The sequence below is a fragment of the Caulobacter sp. GW821-FHT10A10 genome (assembly GCF_059415745.1).
This window is the reverse complement of record NZ_JBWKNV010000004.1, coordinates 426,113-443,929: the sequence shown is the minus strand read 5'-3', so window position 1 is coordinate 443,929 and position 17,817 is coordinate 426,113. Positions and strand designations below refer to the sequence as shown.

16 protein-coding genes, 1 tRNA gene and 1 pseudogene are annotated in these 17,817 nt (G+C 70.8%); 7 read left to right on the top strand and 11 right to left on the bottom strand.

Annotated elements, in window-relative coordinates:
• Positions 1–2: 2 nt before the first annotated feature.
• On the bottom strand, positions 3–1,451 hold the full coding sequence (gene hfsE / locus AC07NS_RS14020; protein ID WP_494604137.1) for a polysaccharide biosynthesis protein HfsE: 1,449 nt from the start codon (positions 1,449–1,451) through the stop codon (positions 3–5).
• A gap of 140 nt (positions 1,452–1,591) precedes the next feature.
• Between hfsE and AC07NS_RS14015 the strand changes: the two genes are divergently transcribed.
• A tRNA-Ser gene (locus AC07NS_RS14015) sits at positions 1,592–1,682 on the top strand.
• Between the two features lie 48 nt (positions 1,683–1,730).
• Here the strand turns inward: AC07NS_RS14015 and AC07NS_RS14010 are convergent.
• The 3 genes from AC07NS_RS14010 to AC07NS_RS14000 all read right to left on the bottom strand — a co-directional run bounded on the left by AC07NS_RS14010 (position 1,731) and on the right by AC07NS_RS14000 (position 4,782).
• Complete coding sequence (locus tag AC07NS_RS14010) at positions 1,731–2,627, bottom strand: ankyrin repeat domain-containing protein (protein WP_494604135.1); 897 nt, start codon at positions 2,625–2,627, stop codon at positions 1,731–1,733.
• A 5-nt stretch (positions 2,628–2,632) separates the two neighbouring features.
• On the bottom strand, positions 2,633–3,571 hold the full coding sequence (locus AC07NS_RS14005; protein ID WP_494604133.1) for a Tle-like phospholipase domain-containing protein: 939 nt from the start codon (positions 3,569–3,571) through the stop codon (positions 2,633–2,635).
• 506 nt (positions 3,572–4,077) lie between these two features.
• The gene (locus tag AC07NS_RS14000) at positions 4,078–4,782 is read right to left on the bottom strand and encodes an ArsR/SmtB family transcription factor (protein WP_494604131.1); all 705 of its coding nucleotides are present in this window, start codon (positions 4,780–4,782) and stop codon (positions 4,078–4,080) included.
• Positions 4,783–4,854: 72 nt separating this feature from the next.
• Between AC07NS_RS14000 and AC07NS_RS13995 the strand changes: the two are divergent.
• A pseudogene (locus AC07NS_RS13995) lies at positions 4,855–6,223 on the top strand (MFS transporter); the annotation flags it as partial.
• Here AC07NS_RS13995 and AC07NS_RS13990 read toward each other — a convergent pair.
• Together AC07NS_RS13990 and AC07NS_RS13985 are read right to left on the bottom strand one after the other, a co-directional pair.
• Positions 6,218–6,538: an immunity protein YezG family protein gene (locus AC07NS_RS13990; RefSeq protein ID WP_110119735.1), complete on the bottom strand. Its 321-nt coding sequence runs from the start codon at positions 6,536–6,538 to the stop codon at positions 6,218–6,220. The pseudogene AC07NS_RS13995 and the gene AC07NS_RS13990 overlap by 6 nt on opposite strands.
• Before the next feature lie 31 nt (positions 6,539–6,569).
• Complete coding sequence (locus AC07NS_RS13985; RefSeq protein ID WP_494604129.1) at positions 6,570–7,709, bottom strand: DNA/RNA non-specific endonuclease; 1,140 nt, start codon at positions 7,707–7,709, stop codon at positions 6,570–6,572.
• Positions 7,710–7,865: 156 nt separating this feature from the next.
• Between AC07NS_RS13985 and AC07NS_RS13980 the strand changes: the two genes are divergently transcribed.
• The 3 genes from AC07NS_RS13980 to AC07NS_RS13970 all read left to right on the top strand — a co-directional run bounded on the left by AC07NS_RS13980 (position 7,866) and on the right by AC07NS_RS13970 (position 10,918).
• Entirely contained in the window at positions 7,866–9,602 is a 1,737-nt protein-coding gene (locus AC07NS_RS13980; protein WP_494604127.1) for a LysM peptidoglycan-binding domain-containing protein, read from the top strand.
• A 201-nt stretch (positions 9,603–9,803) separates the two neighbouring features.
• Positions 9,804–10,406 carry a hypothetical protein gene (locus tag AC07NS_RS13975; protein WP_494604125.1) on the top strand — a complete coding sequence of 201 codons (603 nt, stop codon included), beginning with the start codon at positions 9,804–9,806 and terminating at the stop codon, positions 10,404–10,406.
• The gene (locus AC07NS_RS13970; protein ID WP_494604123.1) at positions 10,403–10,918 is read left to right on the top strand and encodes a hypothetical protein; all 516 of its coding nucleotides are present in this window, start codon (positions 10,403–10,405) and stop codon (positions 10,916–10,918) included. Before AC07NS_RS13975 ends, AC07NS_RS13970 begins: the two co-directional genes overlap by 4 nt.
• A 201-nt stretch (positions 10,919–11,119) precedes the next feature.
• Here the strand turns inward: AC07NS_RS13970 and AC07NS_RS13965 are convergent, their stop codons facing one another.
• The 5 genes from AC07NS_RS13965 to sctU form a co-directional block, all read right to left on the bottom strand.
• A complete protein-coding gene (locus AC07NS_RS13965) occupies positions 11,120–11,647 on the bottom strand; it encodes a hypothetical protein (RefSeq protein ID WP_494604121.1) in 528 nt (175 codons plus the stop codon).
• 13 nt (positions 11,648–11,660) lie between these two features.
• Positions 11,661–12,440 carry a DUF6683 family protein gene (locus AC07NS_RS13960; protein WP_494604119.1) on the bottom strand — a complete coding sequence of 260 codons (780 nt, stop codon included), beginning with the start codon at positions 12,438–12,440 and terminating at the stop codon, positions 11,661–11,663.
• An 83-nt stretch (positions 12,441–12,523) separates the two neighbouring features.
• Positions 12,524–13,219: a hypothetical protein gene (locus AC07NS_RS13955; RefSeq protein WP_494604117.1), complete on the bottom strand. Its 696-nt coding sequence runs from the start codon at positions 13,217–13,219 to the stop codon at positions 12,524–12,526.
• A 91-nt stretch (positions 13,220–13,310) separates the two neighbouring features.
• The gene (locus AC07NS_RS13950; RefSeq protein ID WP_494604115.1) at positions 13,311–13,682 is read right to left on the bottom strand and encodes a FliO/MopB family protein; all 372 of its coding nucleotides are present in this window, start codon (positions 13,680–13,682) and stop codon (positions 13,311–13,313) included.
• 12 nt (positions 13,683–13,694) lie between these two features.
• Positions 13,695–14,819, bottom strand: a complete 1,125-nt coding sequence (gene sctU / locus AC07NS_RS13945) for a type III secretion system export apparatus subunit SctU (protein ID WP_494604114.1) — start codon at positions 14,817–14,819, stop codon at positions 13,695–13,697.
• 438 nt (positions 14,820–15,257) lie between these two features.
• Here sctU and AC07NS_RS13940 point away from each other — a divergent pair, with 438 nt between their 5' ends.
• Complete coding sequence (locus AC07NS_RS13940) at positions 15,258–15,782, top strand: lytic transglycosylase domain-containing protein (protein WP_494604112.1); 525 nt, start codon at positions 15,258–15,260, stop codon at positions 15,780–15,782.
• A gap of 10 nt (positions 15,783–15,792) precedes the next feature.
• Complete coding sequence (locus AC07NS_RS13935; protein ID WP_494604110.1) at positions 15,793–17,808, top strand: FHIPEP family type III secretion protein; 2,016 nt, start codon at positions 15,793–15,795, stop codon at positions 17,806–17,808.
• The last annotated feature ends 9 nt before the right edge of the window (positions 17,809–17,817 follow it).

Sequence of the window (17,817 nt, the reverse complement as noted above, 5' to 3'; positions counted from 1 at the left end):
GGTCAGCGCACGGCGGTCTTGTCGCCCAGCAGGCAGGGCACGGTCATCAGGATCACGTAGAGGTCCAGCCAGAACGACTGCCGCTCGATGTATTCCACGTCGTAGGCGACGCGCTGGCGCACCAGCTCGGGGGTGTCGACGGCGCCGCGCGAGCCCTTGATCGCCGCCCAGCCGGTGACGCCGGGCTTCATGCGGTGGCGGTGGGCGTAGGTGGCGACCAGCTTGGCGGACTCCACGTCGCCGGTCATCATGCCGATGGCGTGCGGGCGCGGGCCGACGATCGACATCTCACCGGTCAGCACGTTGAACAGCTGCGGCAGCTCGTCGAGGCTGGTCTTGCGGATGAACTTGCCGACCCGGGTGACGCGGTCGTCGTTGGCGCTGATCTGGCGCGCGGCCTTGGCGTCGGCCGCCTCGTGCCGCATCGAGCGGAACTTCCAGATCAGGATCGCCTCGTTGTTGAAGCCGTGGCGGCGCTGGCGGAAGAAGATCGGGCCGGGGCTGTCGAGTTTCACGGCGATCGCCACGATCAACATCACCGGCGCGGCGACGATCAGGCCAAGGCCGGTGACGACCAGATCCTGGGCGCGCTTGACCATGGCCCGGCGGGCGTCGGTGGGCGCGCCCGACAGGTCGGCCAGGCGTCCCATGGCCGCGTCGCGGTCGGCGTCGCCGCCGATGTCGACGATCATGCTGACCGGATTGGGCAGCTCCGACAGCCGCTCGACCAGCTGGCCGACGCGGGCCTGGGCGGTGGACTCGACGGCGATCACCACGCGGTCGACGAAGGGCATGATGCGGTGGTCGACCAGGGCCTTGGTGTCGCCCAGCACCGGCACGCCCATGACGGCCTCCGGGGCGCGGGCGGCGCGGTCGTCGAACACGCCCAGCACATTGACCTCGCCGGTGCGCAGGGCCGCGGCGATCAGTCGTTCGGCGTTGGTCGTGGCGCCGACCAGCACGATGTTGGGGGTCAGGGTGCCGATGCGGCGGCCATGGCGCACCAGCGCCCACCAGCCGGCGTGCACAGCCAGGAACACGGGCAGCGTCAGGGTCAGCCAGCCGCCGACCGGATGCGGGCCGACACTCAGAGGCGTCAGGGCCAGCACCTGGACGGCGAGCGTCGCGGCGCCGACGGCGGCGGCCGTGCGCAGCAGGTGGCGGGTCAGGGGCTCGCGATGGGCGAAGACATAGGCTTCCAGGCCGTGGAGGGCGGCCAGCAGCACGCCGGCCCCGACCAGGGGCGCGGCGAGGGCGCCGTCGCGCGCCAGCCAGAGGGCCAGGCCAAGAGCGAGAATCGAATCGGCGGCGCGAAACCAGCGGGTCAGGTTCCGGATCTGCACCCGGGCGCGGGCCGGGGTGAGACGTTCGGGCCGAAAGGGGCCGCGCCGGCTACGAACATCGTCGGACGCATGACTTGCGTCCGCGGGGCGGGCGAGGGCGGAACTCATGATCGCTCTTGGGCTTCTGCACACGGGAGAACGGGGTTCAACCTAGCGTGGCCGTCTGAGCGTCGCGTTAACGCGATTTTCCTTCGCCACTCGATTGTCATTCGGCGGCGAACAGGCTATCTGACCGCTCCCTCTCAGGAGGAGACGTGGCCGAGAGGCTGAAGGCACCGCTTTGCTAAAGCGGCATACCTCAAAAGGGTATCGAGGGTTCGAATCCCTCCGTCTCCGCCATCCCCCGCAAACTCACTGAAAACACCGCCTTTGGCGGGCCACGCGCGCTTAATCGCGCCGTTTGTCGCCGGTTTCGGTCCAGAACCGGCGCATGCGTGCGACGACCGCTTCGGGCGGCGGGGACTTCCAGCCGGCGGCGCGGGCTTCCGGCGGGGGCCAGGCGCCGGTCAGGGTGAGTCGGCGGGTCTCGCGGGCGTCGGGCGCGCTAGGCAGGCGCCAGCCGTTTTTCTTCAGGGTCTCGATCACGCGCGGACGGGCGGCCTGCTCCTCCGACTCGCCGGGACGCATGGGGCCGGCCAGCACGGTCGCGACCGTCTCGCCGTTGCCGCCGACCGCCCAGGGATCGGCGCCCTCGTCGAGCAGCAGCTGGGCGATGCGGAAGTTCTGCTGCTCGATGGCGATGCGCAGCGGCGTCGCGCCGGTGGGGTCATGGTCGTTCACCCGCGCCCCGTGCTGGAGCAGCAGGCGCACGGCGCCCAGCGAATTGAGCCCGATGGCGGCCTTCAGCGGCCAGTAGGCGTCACGCCGCTGCGGACTGGCGCCGGCGGCCAGCAACTGCGTGGCGAAGACGGGATCCCTGGCGCGTAGGGCCAGGCTTAGCGGGATGGCGTCGGCTTCCCCGTCTGACGGGACGCCCAGGTCCAGCAGCGTCGCGACCATCGGCTTGTCGCAGCGGGCGATGGCCAGGCTGAGGAGGTCGCCGTTGCGGCCGCCGCGCGTCGTCTTCAGGGCCGGATCGGCGCGCAGGCGGCGGGCGGTCTCATCGACATCGCCCTTGATCACCGCCGCCATCAGGTCGCGACCGGCCTGGCCGTGGTCGGCCGCCGCCAGGGCCGCGCGGGCGTCGGGCAGGGCGGTGCCGCCGACGAAGCAGGCAGCAAGAGCAGCGTCCGTCATCATCACCATCGAGGCCGCCAGGGCGGCGATCCGGGTCGAACGGGTCACGGACCTCAGTTGGCCGCCGCGCGATAGGCCGCGTCAAGGCTGGAGGTCAGCCAGGCCTGGCCGTGCAGGTCGAGCAGCGAGGCGTCGTCGGCCGATTGCCCCTCGGGTCCGACCGCCGTCAGGGCGTGGCGCTCGCCATACGCCGGCGGGGCGTCGAGGAACAGGCCGCCCAGGATCGCGCCGGGGATCCCGCCCACCAGGCCGCCCAGGCCCGCGCCCAGCCAGCGGTCGCCGCCGTCCTGCACCCGGCTCAGCGGATCGCCGTCGATATAGTAGGCGTCGACCTGGGGCGCGGACGCGCCGCCGGCCTGGGCCGCCTCCAGGGTGTCCTCGTGCAGGCCCGCGGCGTTGAAGGTGTCGGCCGGCAGGCCCGAGGCCACGGCCGCGGCCGAGGCCAGGCCTCCGCCCAGCGAGTGGCCGGTCAGGGTGACGTCCTCGTCCGCCGTGCGCAGCCGCTCGCCGATCAGCAGGGCCTTGTCGTAGTGGCCGGAGTCCAGTCCCAGCCCCTGCTGCAGGTTGGCCTTCCAGTCGGCGGCGCTCTGGGTGCCCCTGAACGCCACGACGTAGTCGCCGGCCGTATCGACATAGACCCGGGCGCGGAAGTCGGAGCCGGCTTCCTCCAGGTCGGTGGGATCCAGGCCCAGCCGCGCCAGGTCCTCGTCGCCGGCCACGCTCCAGCCGGCCGGCGGGTCGGGGGTGTCGTTGTAGACGTCGGCGGCCAGGGCCATGTGCACCCTGGCCTGAGCCAGCTCGGCCGCCTTGCCGCCGCCGGCCGCGACGGCCGAGACCTTCACGTCCGCCTGGGCCGTGACCGACACCGCCGGCCGCGAGGCTGGGGCGTGCCACTCGGCCGCGACCCGTGCGTCGATCGCGACCTCGGCCTTCGCCCCGACCGTGCTGCGGTCGCTGGTCGCCGTGATCCCCGATCCGCCGTCGATACGCATGACCCTGTCCCTCGATGCGAGCGTAGGGACGGATGCTGCGCGCGGGGCGGGGCCGGGACTAGCTGGGGAATTCCCTAGCGCGGGCGTCGAACCAGCAACCTGTCGGACTGGAATTCACGATCGATATTGGATCCCGTCATTCTCGCCCTTGTGGCGGGGAATGCACCGTTACTGGCAATGTCCGCTTTCGACCCTGATCGGACATTGACCCCTCTCTCTTAGAGAGAGGGAGGGGCCCATCGCGCAGCGATGGGAGGGTGAGTGGTTACATCCTCAGCCGGCGTGCCGGCACATCGCCTGCAAACGCGCCAAGATCGTCCACGGGCTTCGCCTACCCACTCACCCTCCCACGCCTGCGGCGCGGGCCCCTCCCTCTCTCCATGAGAGAGGGTTCGAAGTGCGCTTTCCACCCTTTGCGGACGCTGAGGTGTCCGCTCTCTGGGACTGTGTCGGTAGCGGCGGACGCCCCCGCCACAAGGGCGGGAATGACGAGAGATGAAGTGACCTCAAGCCGCCACCCGGCCCTCGTCGTCGAGCGTCACGCCCAGCCGAGTCTTCAGCTCGCGCGCGCCTTCCGGCGTCAGGCGCACGGCGCGGCCCTTGGGCTCCAGGGCCAGCCAGTCGCGATCGGTCATCGTCGACAGCAGCCTGACCCCCAGCGGGCCGGCTAGGTGATGGCGGCGCTCGGTCCAGTCCAGGCACTGGCGGGCGACGCCGCGCGGGGAGGAGAGGGCCTCGACCGCGATCCCCAGTTCCGCGAACCAGGCCCGGCCGGCGGGCGTGACCTCATAGAGCTTGCCCTCGGCCGGCCTCAGCAGGTCGCCCTCGACCAGGGCCTGGGCCACCTTCACGCCCAGCCGTCCCGCCAGGTGGCCATAGCAGCAGCGGGCCTCGCGCAGGGCGCGGGCCTTGGGCGAGCGCGGGATCTCCAGCGACCGCACCGGCGCGGCGATCGCCGACAGCGCCTCGATGGCGTGGGCCACCTCGGCCGAGGCCAGGCGGTAGTAGCGGTGGCGGCCCTCGCGCTCGACCGCCAGCAGCCCGCCCTCGACCAGCTTGGACAGGTGGTTGCTGGCCGCCTGGGCGCTGACCCCGGCGGCCCAGGCCAGGGCGCCGGCCGGCTGGGCGCGGCCGTCCTGCAGGGCCTGCAGCATGGCGGCGCGGACCGGGTCGCCGATCAGGGCGGCGGGGGGGGCGATGTTGGCGTCCATGGCCCCACTCTAGACCCATCGTCGGCGCGATGGTTCATCGGCGCGTGTAGCATTCCATCGCCGGATCGGCGCATGACCGGGGCCATGAGCGCACAGACCTCACGCCTGCCGTGGATCACGGCCGCCGCCAGCTTCGGCTTCCTGGTCACCCAGCTGGACGTCACCATCGTCAATGTCGCCCTGGATGCGATCGGCGACGCCTTCGACGCGCCGACGGCCCAGCTGCAATGGGTGGTCGACGCCTATGTGCTGGCCCTGGCGGCCATGCTGCTGTCGGCCGGCGCGATCGGCGACCGGATCGGACCTCGGCGCGCCTTCCTGGCCGGGCTGGTGCTGTTCGGCCTGGCCTCGGCCGCCTGCGGGTTCGCCACGAGCCCTCTGGCCCTGATCCTGGCTCGCGTGGCGCAGGGGGCGGCGGGCGCGCTGCTGATCCCGCCGTCCCTGGCCCTGATCGCCCATGCCGCCCATGGCGACGACCGTCGGCGCGCCGCGGCGGTAGGCTGGTGGACGGCGGCCGGCGGCGTCTCGATCGCCGCCGGACCGGTGCTGGGCGGCCTGCTGGTCGAGACCCTCGGCTGGCGCTGGGTGTTCTTCGTCAACCTGCCGCTCTGCGCGGCCGGCGTGGTCCTGACCCTGCTGGTCGCCCCGCCGAGCCCGGCCAAGCCCAGGGTTCCCTTCGACCTGACTGGCCAGGCCCTGGCCGCCGCGGCCGTCACCCTGCTGGTCGGCGGGCTGATCGAGGGCGGACACCGGGGCTGGTGCGGGGCGCCGCTGGCGGCCCTGGTCGCGGGCGTGGTCCTGGCGCTGGCCTTCGTGCTGTTCGAGCGGCGGGCGGCGCATCCGGCCATGCCGCTGAGCGTCTTCCGCCGCCGGCCGGCCTGGAGCGCGGTGGTTGTCGGCTCGGCGCTGAACTTCACCTATTACGGCCTGATCTTCGTCCTGGGGCTCTACATGCTGCGGGCGCTGCACTGGACGCCGGGCAAGGCGGGCCTGGCCTTCCTGCCGCTGACGGCCACCTTCATCGTCTCCAACCTCCTGAGCGGATCCCTGGTCGGACGCTTCGGGGCCAGGGCCGTCACCGGCGGCGGGGTGCTGGTCGCCGCCTGCGGCTACGCCCTGACGGCGCGGCTGGGGCAGGGCAGCGGCCTGCTGGAGATGCTGCCGGGCTTTGCTCTGATCCCCGGCGGCATGGGCCTGGCCATCCCGGCCCTGACCAGCGGCCTGCTGGCCAGCGTCGACCGCCACGACGCCGGCGCGGCCTCGGGCGTGCTCAACGCCTGCCGCCAGGTCGGCGGCGCGGCCGGGGTGGCGATCTTCGGCGCGCTGGCCGGGGCGGGGATCGTCAGCGGGCTCAAGTCCTCGGCGATCGTGGCGGCGGCCATGCTGGTCGTCGCGGCCGGGGTGCTGCTGGCGCCGGCGCGGAAAGTCTAAGCCCTCAAGCCGCCGCGTAGTCGTACTTCAGGTCAAAGGCCCCGTCCGACTTCAGCGAGAACACCGCCTTCGACCACGGCTCGTGGGCGCTGGAGGCGGTGAGGCGGTGCAGGTTGCGCAGCGCCTTCGACACCGAATAGTCCAGCTTGCGCACGTCGAGGTCGGCCACCTCGCCGGCGGCCCGGGTATAGTCGCCGGTCAGGCCCACCGAGCCGTCGATCACGTCGACATGCAGGCGGATCTCCGACCAGGGCTCGGCCACGCTGTCGGCCAGGGCCTGGCCCACATGGCGGTAGATGCCTTCGGGGGTGTCGATGTCGGCCATGGAATCCTCCTAGGCGGCTTTGAAGGCAAATCTAGTCGTTGAAGAAGGTGCGGGTCGAGGGCTTGCCGTCGATGACGTACTCCACCCTGAACGCTTCTGGCCGCTTGGAGTCGCCGTCGAACACCGCCTTGATGTCGACGTCCACCTTCTTGCCGTCCTTCAGGGCGGCGGCCCACTCGTTCTCCATGGTCTTCCAGCCGCTCTTGTTCAGCGTGCCGTCCATGGCGTGGTAGTTGATCTGCTCGCCGGGGCCGTTGAAGATCGCCGCGACCAGGTGGCCGCCCTCGTCGCCGGCCACCCCGTCCTTGATCCCGCCTTCCTGGCCCGCCTTGGTCTGCTGATAGCCGTTGCGATCGGCGTGCTTGAGGTCGAGCGTGCCCGTCACCTGCTCGACCCGGCCCTTGGCGTCGGTGTGATAGGTGTAGCGGCCGCTGACCACGTAGTCGGTGTTGGGCGCCAGTTCGCCGTTCAGCTTGGCGTTCCAGCCGCCCTTGGCGCCTTGCTCCAACTCGACGCGGGGGCGGGCGGCAAGCGCCTCGTCCAGCTTGCGGCTGGCGGTCTCCAGGGTGTTGCGGGCGCTTTCCGGCAGCTTGTCCAGCGGCAGGGCGTCGATCGCGCCCTTCAGCTTTTCCAGCACCGGTTTGGCCGCCGAGGCGAAGGCGCTGTCGACCTTGGCGAGGTCGGCGGCCTTGCTCACCGTCTCGGCCCACTTGCCGAGCTTGCCCAGCTTGGCCGCGTCGCCGATGTACGGGATCATGCTGACGGCCGAGAGGCCCGCGCCGAGAAAGTCGCCCCGGAACAGCGAGATGACGCCGTTGGCGCCGTCCGAGATCGGGGTCGGGTCGATCAGGCCCGCGACGTCCAGCGCCATCTGGCCAAGATCGAGCATCAGCTCCTGCTTCTGGGCGGCGCTGGCCGCGTCCAGGTCGTCGGCCAGCCGCTTCTGGTCGGTCGGCGATAGGTCGGCCTCGATCTCGGCGCGCAGGCTCTGGGCCTTGGCGGGATCGGACTTGGCGATCTCGGAAAGCTGGCCGGCCAGCTCGCTGGTGTTCAGCTGTCCGCCGGTGCGGCTGGCCGCGACCAGGCCTGAGGCCTCGCTTGTGACGGACGTCGCGCTCGATGCGGCGCGGCTGGAGGCTCCCAGAGATTCGGCTGCGTTCAGGGCGGACATGCGGGCCTCCGTTGCGCCTTGGCTGGCCAACGATGGCGACGGGGAGGGGCCTCCGGATAGCTGGGAACGACCCTAGCTAGGGATGTCCCTAGTTATGCGGCGGATGGTGGAGGACTAGCGTCCCCGGCAGGAAAGCGTCCGTACCAGGAGTTGCCGATGACCGCCGTGTCCCTCAACACCCAGTCATCCGTGTCCGGCGCCAGTGGCGGCGGACGTCCTGACGAGCATCTGGTCAAGACCGGCGAGACCCTGTCGGGCATCGCGGAAAAGCACGGCGTCTCGCTGGACGCCTTGATCCGGGCCAATCCGCAGATCACCAATCCCAACGTCATCCGGCCGGGACAGGCCGTGACCCTGCCTACGGGCGCGGCGGCCGAGCCGCGCAGCTACGAGGTGGCGGCCGGCGACAATCTCTCCAGCATCGGCGCCCAGTTCGGGGTCTCCTGGCAGTCGATCGCCCAGGCCAACCACCTGGCCAACCCCAACCTGATCCATGTCGGCCAGGCGCTGCAGATCCCCGGCGGCGGAACGACCACGCGACCGACGCAGACGACGACCGCTCAGCAGACGACGCCTTCGACCACCACGACCACCGGCCAGGCGACCGGCGTCCTGCCCTCGACCGAGGGCCTGAGCCAGGCCCAGAAGTACGACCTCTACGCCGGCTACGTGAACGCCTATGGCGACGCCCAGGCCAAGGCCGATCTGGCGGCCGGCAAGCAGGTGATCCTGGGCCTGCGCACCGAGACCAGCCTGAACGCCAACGGCGGCAAGGGCGCCTATGACGACCGGGTCGTCGTGCTGCAGCAGGGCAAGGTCCAGGAATACGCCGCCAACACCGAGCCCTCGGCCCAGTACGACGGCCGCTACGGCGCCGACTTCAACGGCGACGGCCGCAAGGAGCTGGGCCGCATCGCCGAGGGCACGGTCACCTTCCAGAAGAGCACGAGCTCGAGCCTCGGCAACGTGCTGCGCCCGACCGAGAACCACGCCGTCCAGCGCGACACCAACCACGACGGCCTGATCGATGCGAAAGACGCCAAGGGCGCCGGCGTCAGCACCGACAACTCGTTCCTGTTCCACGCCGGCGGCAATACCAACACCGGCTCGGCGGGCTGCCAGACCCTGAAGCCCGGCGACTTCCAGTCGTTCTGGAACGGCCTGGGCGACCAGAAGAGCTTCAACTACGTGCTGGTCAATGTCGACCGCCAGGGACCGCCCGGCGGGGCGACGACCACGACCCAGGCCTCGGCCTCCAGCGACGCGCGGATCGGCGCCCTGTCGGAGCAGTACGAGACCGGCGGACGCGGTCCCGGCACGGTGTCGAGCGGGGCGGGCGATCCCGGCGGCGTGTCGTACGGCACCTACCAGCTGGCCGGCAATCGCGGCCGGCCGCAGGAGTTCCTCGCCGCCGAGGGCCGCCAGTGGGCCGCCGAGTTCGGCGGCGCCAGCCCCGGCTCGGCCAGCTTCACGGCGACGTGGAAGGCGATCGCCGCCCGCGAGCCCGAAAAGTTCGAGGCCGCACAGCACGACTACATCCAGCGCACGCACTACCAGGTGCAGCTCGACAAGGTGAAGACCGACACGGGCGTGGATCTCTCCACCCGCTCGGCGGCGATCCGCGACGTGGTCTGGTCCACCTCGGTGCAGCACGGGCCCGAGACCGGCGCGGTGGTCAAGGCCATGGCGCGGGTGGAAGGGCAGGGGCTCACCCCGGCCGACGGCCAGACCTACGACCGCGCCCTGATCAACGCCATCTACGACGAGCGCGGCAAGCGCGACGCCAGCGGGGCGCTGGCCTACTTCACCAGCGCCTCGGCCGATGTCCAGGCCTCGGTCGCCAACCGTTTCGCCAGCGAACGCCGGGACGCCCTGGCCATGCTGGGCCGATGAGAACCGCCGCGGCGGGCCGGCGTTCAATCGCCTGACCCGTTCCGGATGACCCCGACGATGAAGCTTGCTCCCCCAACCCTCATCGCCCTCGCGCTGGCCTTCGCCGGTTGTGAGCGACCGGCGGCGGCCGTCCCCCCCCTACCCATGGCCGCCGCCGGCACCGCTGACGCATCAGACGCGTCGGCGGCCGGAACATACGTGATGAGCGGCCAGCGCCGTGGCCGGCTGGTCCTGACGGCCCGGGGCGAGGTCTGGCGGATCAGCCTGTCGGGTGGGGCCACGGCGGATGGCGCGGCCTCGGCGGCCGACTGCCAGCTCGAGGCCGAGGGGCCGTTGAAGGACGGCCGCATCGACGCCCGGGTCGTGCCTTTCGACGGGACCAACACGACCCTCACCGCCGCCGACCTGGCGGCGCGGCCGGCCACGGCGCGCGTGGCGTTGAACGGGGAGGCCGCGACCGTGACCACCGACTTCCAGGGCTGCGGCGCGGGCGCGGATCTCTCCGGCCGCTATGTGCGAAAAGCGGCGAGCGCCATCTCCCAGGGGGCCATATCCCAGGGAGCGAGCGTCTCCGACATGTCGGCGGCGCTGCCTGACGCGCGGCTGACGATCCTCGACGGCTATCCCTGGGCGCGGTTCGCGATCGCGCGGGGCGGCAAGCGCCTGGCGGTCGTGCAGTTCGACGGCGAGAACGAGGAACTGGCCGACGGCCGCAACAGCCAGCAGGCGATTGGCGCCGAAGTGGGCTGGAGCGCGCTGAAGCCCGGTCTGCGGGTGGTCAAGATCGAGGAGGGCGCGTCGTGATCCGCCCCGTAGAGCGCGCCTCGGGAGTCGATCTCTCCTCTTCGACCCCGTCCACCACGGCGGCCCGGGCCGGCGCGGCCCGGCTGGCGCTGGAGGCGATGGCGACCATCGCCGGCGCGGCGGTGGTCGATCCCCTGCGCGGCGGCGATCGCGGCCAGGCCGCCGCCTTCGTCTGGGCCGAGCACGGCCAGCCCGGCGCCGCCAGCGTCGGCGGCGACCTGCGCACCCTGGCGGCCCAGAGCGGCCAGTCGGTGGCCGGGCGCCTCTCGGCCACTTCGCCGATCGACGCCGGTCGCATCGAGCGGGTGCTAGCCGACTTCGCCCGCGAACTGCGCGCCCAGGCCGCCGACCGGCCGCACATGACGCCCTCGGGCCTCGTGGAGCCCCTGATCCGCTCGATCGCCGCCGGCCTGCAGCGCGAACCGGCCCCCGGAATCGCCCGCAGCGACGCCGTCGAACAGTTCGTGCGCATCATCGAGGGCGCGACGGAGAACCTGCGGGCGGCGGGCTAAGGGCTTCGGCTTCAAAAGACTTGTCATCCCGGCCGAAGGATCGCGTAGCGATCCGTAGAGCCGGGATCTCCCACGTCGGCGGCTGCTGAACTGTTGGAGATCCCGGCGCTCCGCTGCGCTGCGGCCGGGATGACAACGCAAGTGGGGGCAAATGGGGATTGGAAATGCCGTCCGGTAAAGATCCGCCGAGCGAGGCCGCTACTAGCGCGGATCCACCCGTACGGCCGGCTGGTCCACCGGACTCGGAAAAGCCGCGGCCCAGTCGATCGGAGCTGGCGGGGCGTTGAGACGGCGGCCGGGCGAGAGCACGGCGTCGAAATGCGACTGGGCCTGGATGCTGCTCATCCGCTGGTCCTGGCCGTTCTCGCGGGCGTCCTCGACCTGGCGTTCGGAGCGGGTCTCGACCGCGCCGTCGGCGGCGACGTCGACCACGCCCACGGCGGTGTCCACCGTCCCGCCCACCAGCGAGCCGGCCGTGTCGCCCACCAGGCCCAGCAGGCCCTTGTCGGCCAGGGCGCCTTCCAGCGCGCCGCGCCGGGCCGGCGGCAGGCGGTCCAGCCGCTGGGCGAAGGCCTCGGCCCCGGCGGCCTGGGCCTCGTCGACCAGGCCCTGCGAGACCTCACCGGTCGCCTCGAAGCGGTCGATCTCGCGGTCCAGCCGGTCGGGGCCGGCGGCGCGGGCGCCCGAGGCTTCGGTGGAGGCGCTGGTCGAGACGGGGGCGATGGTCATCGGAGCAACTCCTCTAGCGCCGCTGCACGAGGCCGCGATCGGTCAGGGTCAGGGTGCGCAGGTCCACGCCCATCTCGTTCTTGAAGCGGGCCACGGCCGCGTCGCCCAGCTGCTGCTGGGCCCGCTGGTCGCCGCGCTTCATGGCGTCGACATAGGCGGCCTGCTGGATCAGGAAGTTCAGCATCAGCACCTCGGAGAACTCCTGGCGCTGGCCCTCGTTGAGGTTGGAATAGGCCGGGTTGGCGGCGATCATCGGCCGGACCTGCTCGCGCACCGCCAGGGTCTGGGCGCGGTTGTTGTCGCCGCGGTTGGCCATCACCCAGTTCAGCACCCAGTAGGCGGCCAGGGCGTCGGCGCTGTCGCCGGGGCGCAGGCCGTCGGAGGCCACCAGCTGGCTCCAGTTGCGGACCGGGTCGGTGCGGCGCATGGCGTCGGCCACCTGACGGCCGCCGTCGGCGCCGGCCTGCCGGGCCATGAATTCGGAGAACTGCTTCTGCACCCGGGCGCTGACGGCCGGCGAGGCGCGATAGGTGGTCGGGGTGGACCCGCGCGTCGCCGGACGGGCGGTCGCCGCCGCGCCGGCCTGCGGGAACAGCGGCCTGGCGCCAGCCGCGACGCCGTTGCGGCCCGGGCTTGCGCCGCCGCGCCCGAAGGCCCGGTCGTTGGACTGCAGGACGTTCTTGAACACCTGGGTGTTGAACTGCGGGGTGACCATGTCGAGCTGGGCGAAGGCGGGACCCTGAAGGCCCAGGCCGGCGGCGGCGACGATGGCGGCGAAAGTGCGAACTCGCATGCTGCGCTTCCTCTTGACCCCTGAAACATGAAGTAGCGGGCGCCGATGACCGGCGCCCGCATGCTCCACAACGCTTGGTCGTATTATTGTTTCCGGGCGATACCCGCGATGGCTTCGCCGATGGTCTTCAGCGAGGTGTTGAGGGCGTTGCTCATGATGTTCGCCTCCTGACCGTAGGCGGTCATCTTGGCGCTCATCTCGGTGACCTTCGACTCGTCCTTGTTGGACTTGGCGTTGTCGATCTCCTTGGCGATGTCGAGCATGTCGTTCATCTTGTTGTCGACCGCCGTGCCCAGCGCGATGGCCAGCTTCACCAGGAAGCTCTCGCCGCCGCCGGCCGCCGCCAGGGCGCTGGCGCCCTTGCCGCGCTTGGAGCCTTCGGCGTCCGAACCGGCCTGCAGTTCTTCCTGGGCGTTCTTCACGATCCAGTCCACCGCGTCGAAGGTGTCGCGCTGGGCCTGGCCGGCCTGGAAGTTGTCGAAGCCGGCGGCGTCGCTGAAGCCCTGGACGGCTTCGCTGACGTTCTGCACCGCGCCGCCCGGATCGCCGGCGGCGCTATGGAAGGCCGCCTGGGCCAGGTCGATGGCGCCTTGCGGCAGGCCCAGCTGTTGGCCCAGCTGCTGCAGGACCTGGTCGCCCACCGCCGTCAGCACGCTCTTCAGAGCCGTGGTGACCAGCAGGGAGGCCCCGCCGGTGGCGACGCCCAGGGCGCCTTGCAGCGCGATGTTGGCGATGCTGCTGAACAGGTTGCCGCCGCCGCCGATACCCAGGAAAGACATGTGATGCTCCTTCGATTTCCGTCTGCTCGGAGGGCCTTGGGAGCGTCGCTCCGTCGCCCGGCAAATCGAGACAACCACCTCGCCGCGGCGGTCAGTAGTCGGGTCGTTCCCTAGCTAGGGTTTTCCCTATCAGCTGGCGCACCGCCGCCGCCGGGCGAGCCGCGCGCAGGCGGGCCTCCTCGCCGGCGCGGGCCTCGGCGGCGATCTCCTCGGGCGTGCGGGCGCGGCGGTCCAGCACGGTGATCTGGCCGGCGGTCACCCCCAGCAGGAACACCTCGTCGCGATAGGCCACCAGGGTCAGCCGCTCGCGCTGGCCCACGGGCAGGGCGCGCAGATAGCGGATCTGGTCGTCGGTGCGCGGCCCCGCCTGCACCTGCTTGAGCAGCTTCAGCGAGAAGAAGGCCAGGCTCAGCACGATGGCCAGGGCCAGGGCGACGGTCAGCAGGTCGAGTACGGCGCTCACGGTTTCTCCAGGCTAGGGCAGGGGCGGGAAGGTCGGACCCGACGGTGCGTCGGGCGGCGGGTTTTCGGCGGCCTGGGCCTGCTCGTCCTTCAGCCGGCGGGCCCAGAGGATCACCTCGGCGACGGCGGCGAACAGGTCCTGCGGGATGATGTCGTCGACGGCGGCCTTGTCGCGCAGGGCGCGGGCCAGCTCGACGTTGCGGATGATCGGCACGCCCTCGGTTTCGGCCGCCTCGCGCATGGCCTGGGCGATCAGGCCCTCGCCCTTGCCCAGCAGCACCGGCACGGCGTGCTCGGCCGGATCGTACGCCAGGGCGCAGGCGATGTGGGTCGGGTTGACCACCAGCACCGAGGCCTCGCGCGCGGCCTGCACCGCGTTCTGCTGCGCCCACTCCTGGTGCAGCTGCCGGCGATGGGCCTTCACGTGCGGATCGCCCTCGGAATCCTTGGCCTCCTGGCGGATGTCGCGTCGGCTCATGCGCATCTTCTTGGTGAAGGAAAAGCGCTGGTAGGCGAGATCCAGCAGCGACACGAAGACGAACAGCACCGCCACGCCCGCCAGCAGTTGGAAGGTCAGGCCGCCATAGGCCGACAGCGCCCCGTCGGCCTCGCTGGCCGGCAGGGCCAGCAGCTTGTCGAACGTCATCGCCACAACGATCCAGGTGAACACGCCCAGCAGCAGGGTCTTGGCCAGCGACTTGGCCACCTCGAACAGGTTGTCGACACTGAACATCCGCTTGAGCCCCTCGCCGGGGTTCATGTGCGACATCTTCGGGCTCATCTTCTCGAAGGTGAAGACCGGCCCGACCTGGCCGAACTCGGCCAGCATGCCCAGGATCGCCACGGGGATGAAGGTGACGGCGGTGAGGGCCACGAACACCTTGCCGCTGGCGGCCGCCGCGATCGGCCAGGCCTCGGCGAACGGCCGGTCCATGACCGCGAACACCTCGTCGAACAGGCCGCCCAGCCGGTCGAAGGCCCAGCCCGCCGTCATCGCTCCCAGCAGCACCCAGGCGCCGAGCACGACGGTCGAGGTCAGGTCCTTGCTCTTGGGAACGTCGCCCTTCTTGCGGGCGTCGGTCAGGCGCTTGGGTGTCGGTTTCTCTGTCTTGTCCCCGCCGTCGTTCTTTTCAGCCATAGCGTGTGTCTGTCGACGATCGTGACGAAACCAACCGGCGCCGAAGGACCGGCAAAGCCGACAAGCGCGCCAAAAATGGCCAAAAAGAGGCGAGCTTAGCCATAGTAGTTCTTAAGCTGAGCCATAGAATATGATGCCTGTAAGGCAGTATACTGAGTATGAAAATTGTTTTAATTCCGTGGTTGACAGGATTGATACACGAAAGCTAGCTTTTGAACGGGTAGTATGCACAGGCGGGGCGCTGCATAGAGGGACAGATTTATGCGCAAGTTCCGCGTAGTGGCGTCGAGCGTGTGTTTAGTCTTATTTTGTTCAAGTCCAGTGTTCGCATATGAATGCGAGACCGCTGACGGCTTGAAATTCAGCAGCGCCGTTCCGATCAACGAAAAGTTTTCCCTGGCGCGCATAGATTGCGTCGCTGAAACACAACCGACAGGGGTGTCGGAACAGCTCCGGCTCTATGACGGACCCCAACTGGCCAGCACCGTGATCTCGGCTGGACGCATCGCGCCGGCGCCGGTCGTCCTGGTCCGGGGCGCCTCGGGGCCCACCCTCTACGCGCCGCTGGTGGCCGCCGCCGGCCGCGACTTCGACATCGATCCCGACCTGCTGCGCGCCGTGATGCACGTGGAATCCCGCGCCAATCCGGGGGCGATCTCGCCCAAGGGCGCCCGGGGGCTGATGCAGATCATGCCGGCCACGGCCAGGCGCTTCGGCGTGCGCGACCCGGCCGTCGAACTGGGCGACCCGATGGTCAACATCCGCACCGGCGCGGCCTATCTGAAGACCCTGCAGGGCCAGTTCGGCAATGACCTGGAGCTGGTGCTGGCGGCCTACAACGCCGGCGAGGGCGCGGTCATGAAGTACGGCCGCAAGATCCCGCCCTATCGCGAGACGCAGGGCTACGTCTCCAGCGTCCTCGACCGTTACCGCGGTCTCGTTTCGGCGCGCGGCGGCTTCTGAGGACAGCCCCATGAGCGTCGAAACCTATCTCAAGCGCCTTCAGGGGCGGCCGCGCCAGGGCGTCGTCGCACGGTTCAGCGACCTGTTCCTGGTGGCCGGCGTCGTCGCCATCGTCGCCCTGATGATCCTGCCGATGCCGGCCCTGGCGCTCGACGCCCTGGTGGCGGTCAACATCTGCTTCGGCGTCATGCTGCTGCTGGTGGCGATCTACATCTCGACCATCGTCGAGTTCTCGGTGTTCCCGAGCCTCTTGCTGATCACCACGCTTTACCGGCTGGCCCTGTCGATCGCCACGACCCGGATGATCCTGATCGAGGGTCACGCCGGGCACATCATCGACACCTTCGGCAACATGGTCGCCGGCGGCAATCTGGTGGTCGGGCTGGTGGTGTTCCTGATCATCACCGTCGTGCAGTTCATCGTCATCGCCAAGGGCGCCGAGCGGGTGGCCGAGGTCGCCGCACGCTTCAGCCTCGACGCCATGCCGGGCAAGCAGCTGTCGATCGACAGCGACCTGCGCTCGGGCATGATCGACAAGGACGAGGCCAAGCGCCGCCGGCGCGTGCTGGAGATGGAAAGCAAGCTCCACGGCAGCCTCGACGGCGCGATGAAGTTCGTCAAAGGCGACGCCATCGCCAGCATCATCATCGTGGTCATCAACCTGCTGGGCGGCCTGGCCATCGGCATGCTGCAGCAGGGCCTCGACTTCGGCTCGGCGATCCACAAGTACTCGATCCTGACCATCGGCGACGGCATGGTCACCCAGATCCCGGCCCTGCTGGGGGCCATGGCCGCCGGCCTGATCGTCACCCGCACCACCGACGAGGACAGCGAGACCCACCTGGGCGACGCCATGCGCCGGCAGTTCGCGGCCAAGCCCCGGGTGTTCCTGGTGGCCGGCGGCATCTGCTGGCTGATGGCCCTGGTGCCCGGCTTCCCGGCGGTGATCTTTCTGCTGCTGGGCGGGGCGGCCATGATCACCGGCGCCCTGGTCGACGTCGACATGCGCGCCCGCCTGACCCGCAAGCTCGCGCCGGCCCGCGCCGCCGCCGACGAGGCCAAGGCCTCGCCCGCCGCGACCCGCACCAAGATCCAGGAAGCCCAGCCGGTCGTGCCGCTGCTGCTGGAACTCGACGGCGACAACGTCCGCCGCCATGAGGGCGCGGTCCTGACCCGGGGCCTGGAGGAGGTGCTGGAGGAGTTCGAGCTGCGCCTGGGCGTTGCCCTGCCGCGCGCCTCGTTCCACTACGGCGAGGGCTCCGGAGCACCGCGCTGGCGGCTGCTGGCCTTCGAGGCCCCGATCGGCGCCGGCGAGCTGGCCCATCCGGCCGACCTCTCCGAGCTTCAGGACGCCGTGCGCCAAGCACTGCGCCGCAACGCCGGCCTGTTCGTCGGCATCCAGGAGGCCAGCAACCTGCTGACCCGCGCCGGCGGCGACTATCCCGAGGTGGTCAAGGAGGCCGCTCGCGCCCTGCCTCTGGCCCGCATCGCCGAGGTCATGCGGCGCCTCGCCGAGGAAGAGGTGCCGCTGCGCAACCAGCGCGACATCCTCGAAGCCCTGGCCGACGCCGGCCAGCGCGAGAAGGACCCGTTCGCCCTCACCGAGTTCGCCCGCGTCGCCCTGCGCCGCCAGATCAGCCACCGCTACGCCCCCGACGGCGCCCTCAGCGCCGTGGTGCTGGAGCCGCCGCTGGAGCAGCACCTGCGCGAGGCCATCCGCACCGGCGCCGGCGCCCAGCAACTGGCCCTCGACCCCGACATGGCCCGCCGCGTCACCGACGCCATCCTGGCCAAGGTGGACGAGAGCGGGGCGGCCGTCGTCCTGGCCGCCATCGATCTGCGCCGGCACGTGCGCAAGCTCGTCGAGGCCCGCCGCTTCGACCTCGGCGTGCTGTCGTTCCACGAACTCCTGCCGACCCTGAAGCTCGACGTGGCCGGCCGCGTGGCCTTCCCGCGCGAGCCCCTGACCATCGTGCCCAACGATCCCGAACCGCCGCCGCCGCCGCCCGCTTCCGCGGCCGCCTGAACCCGGAGA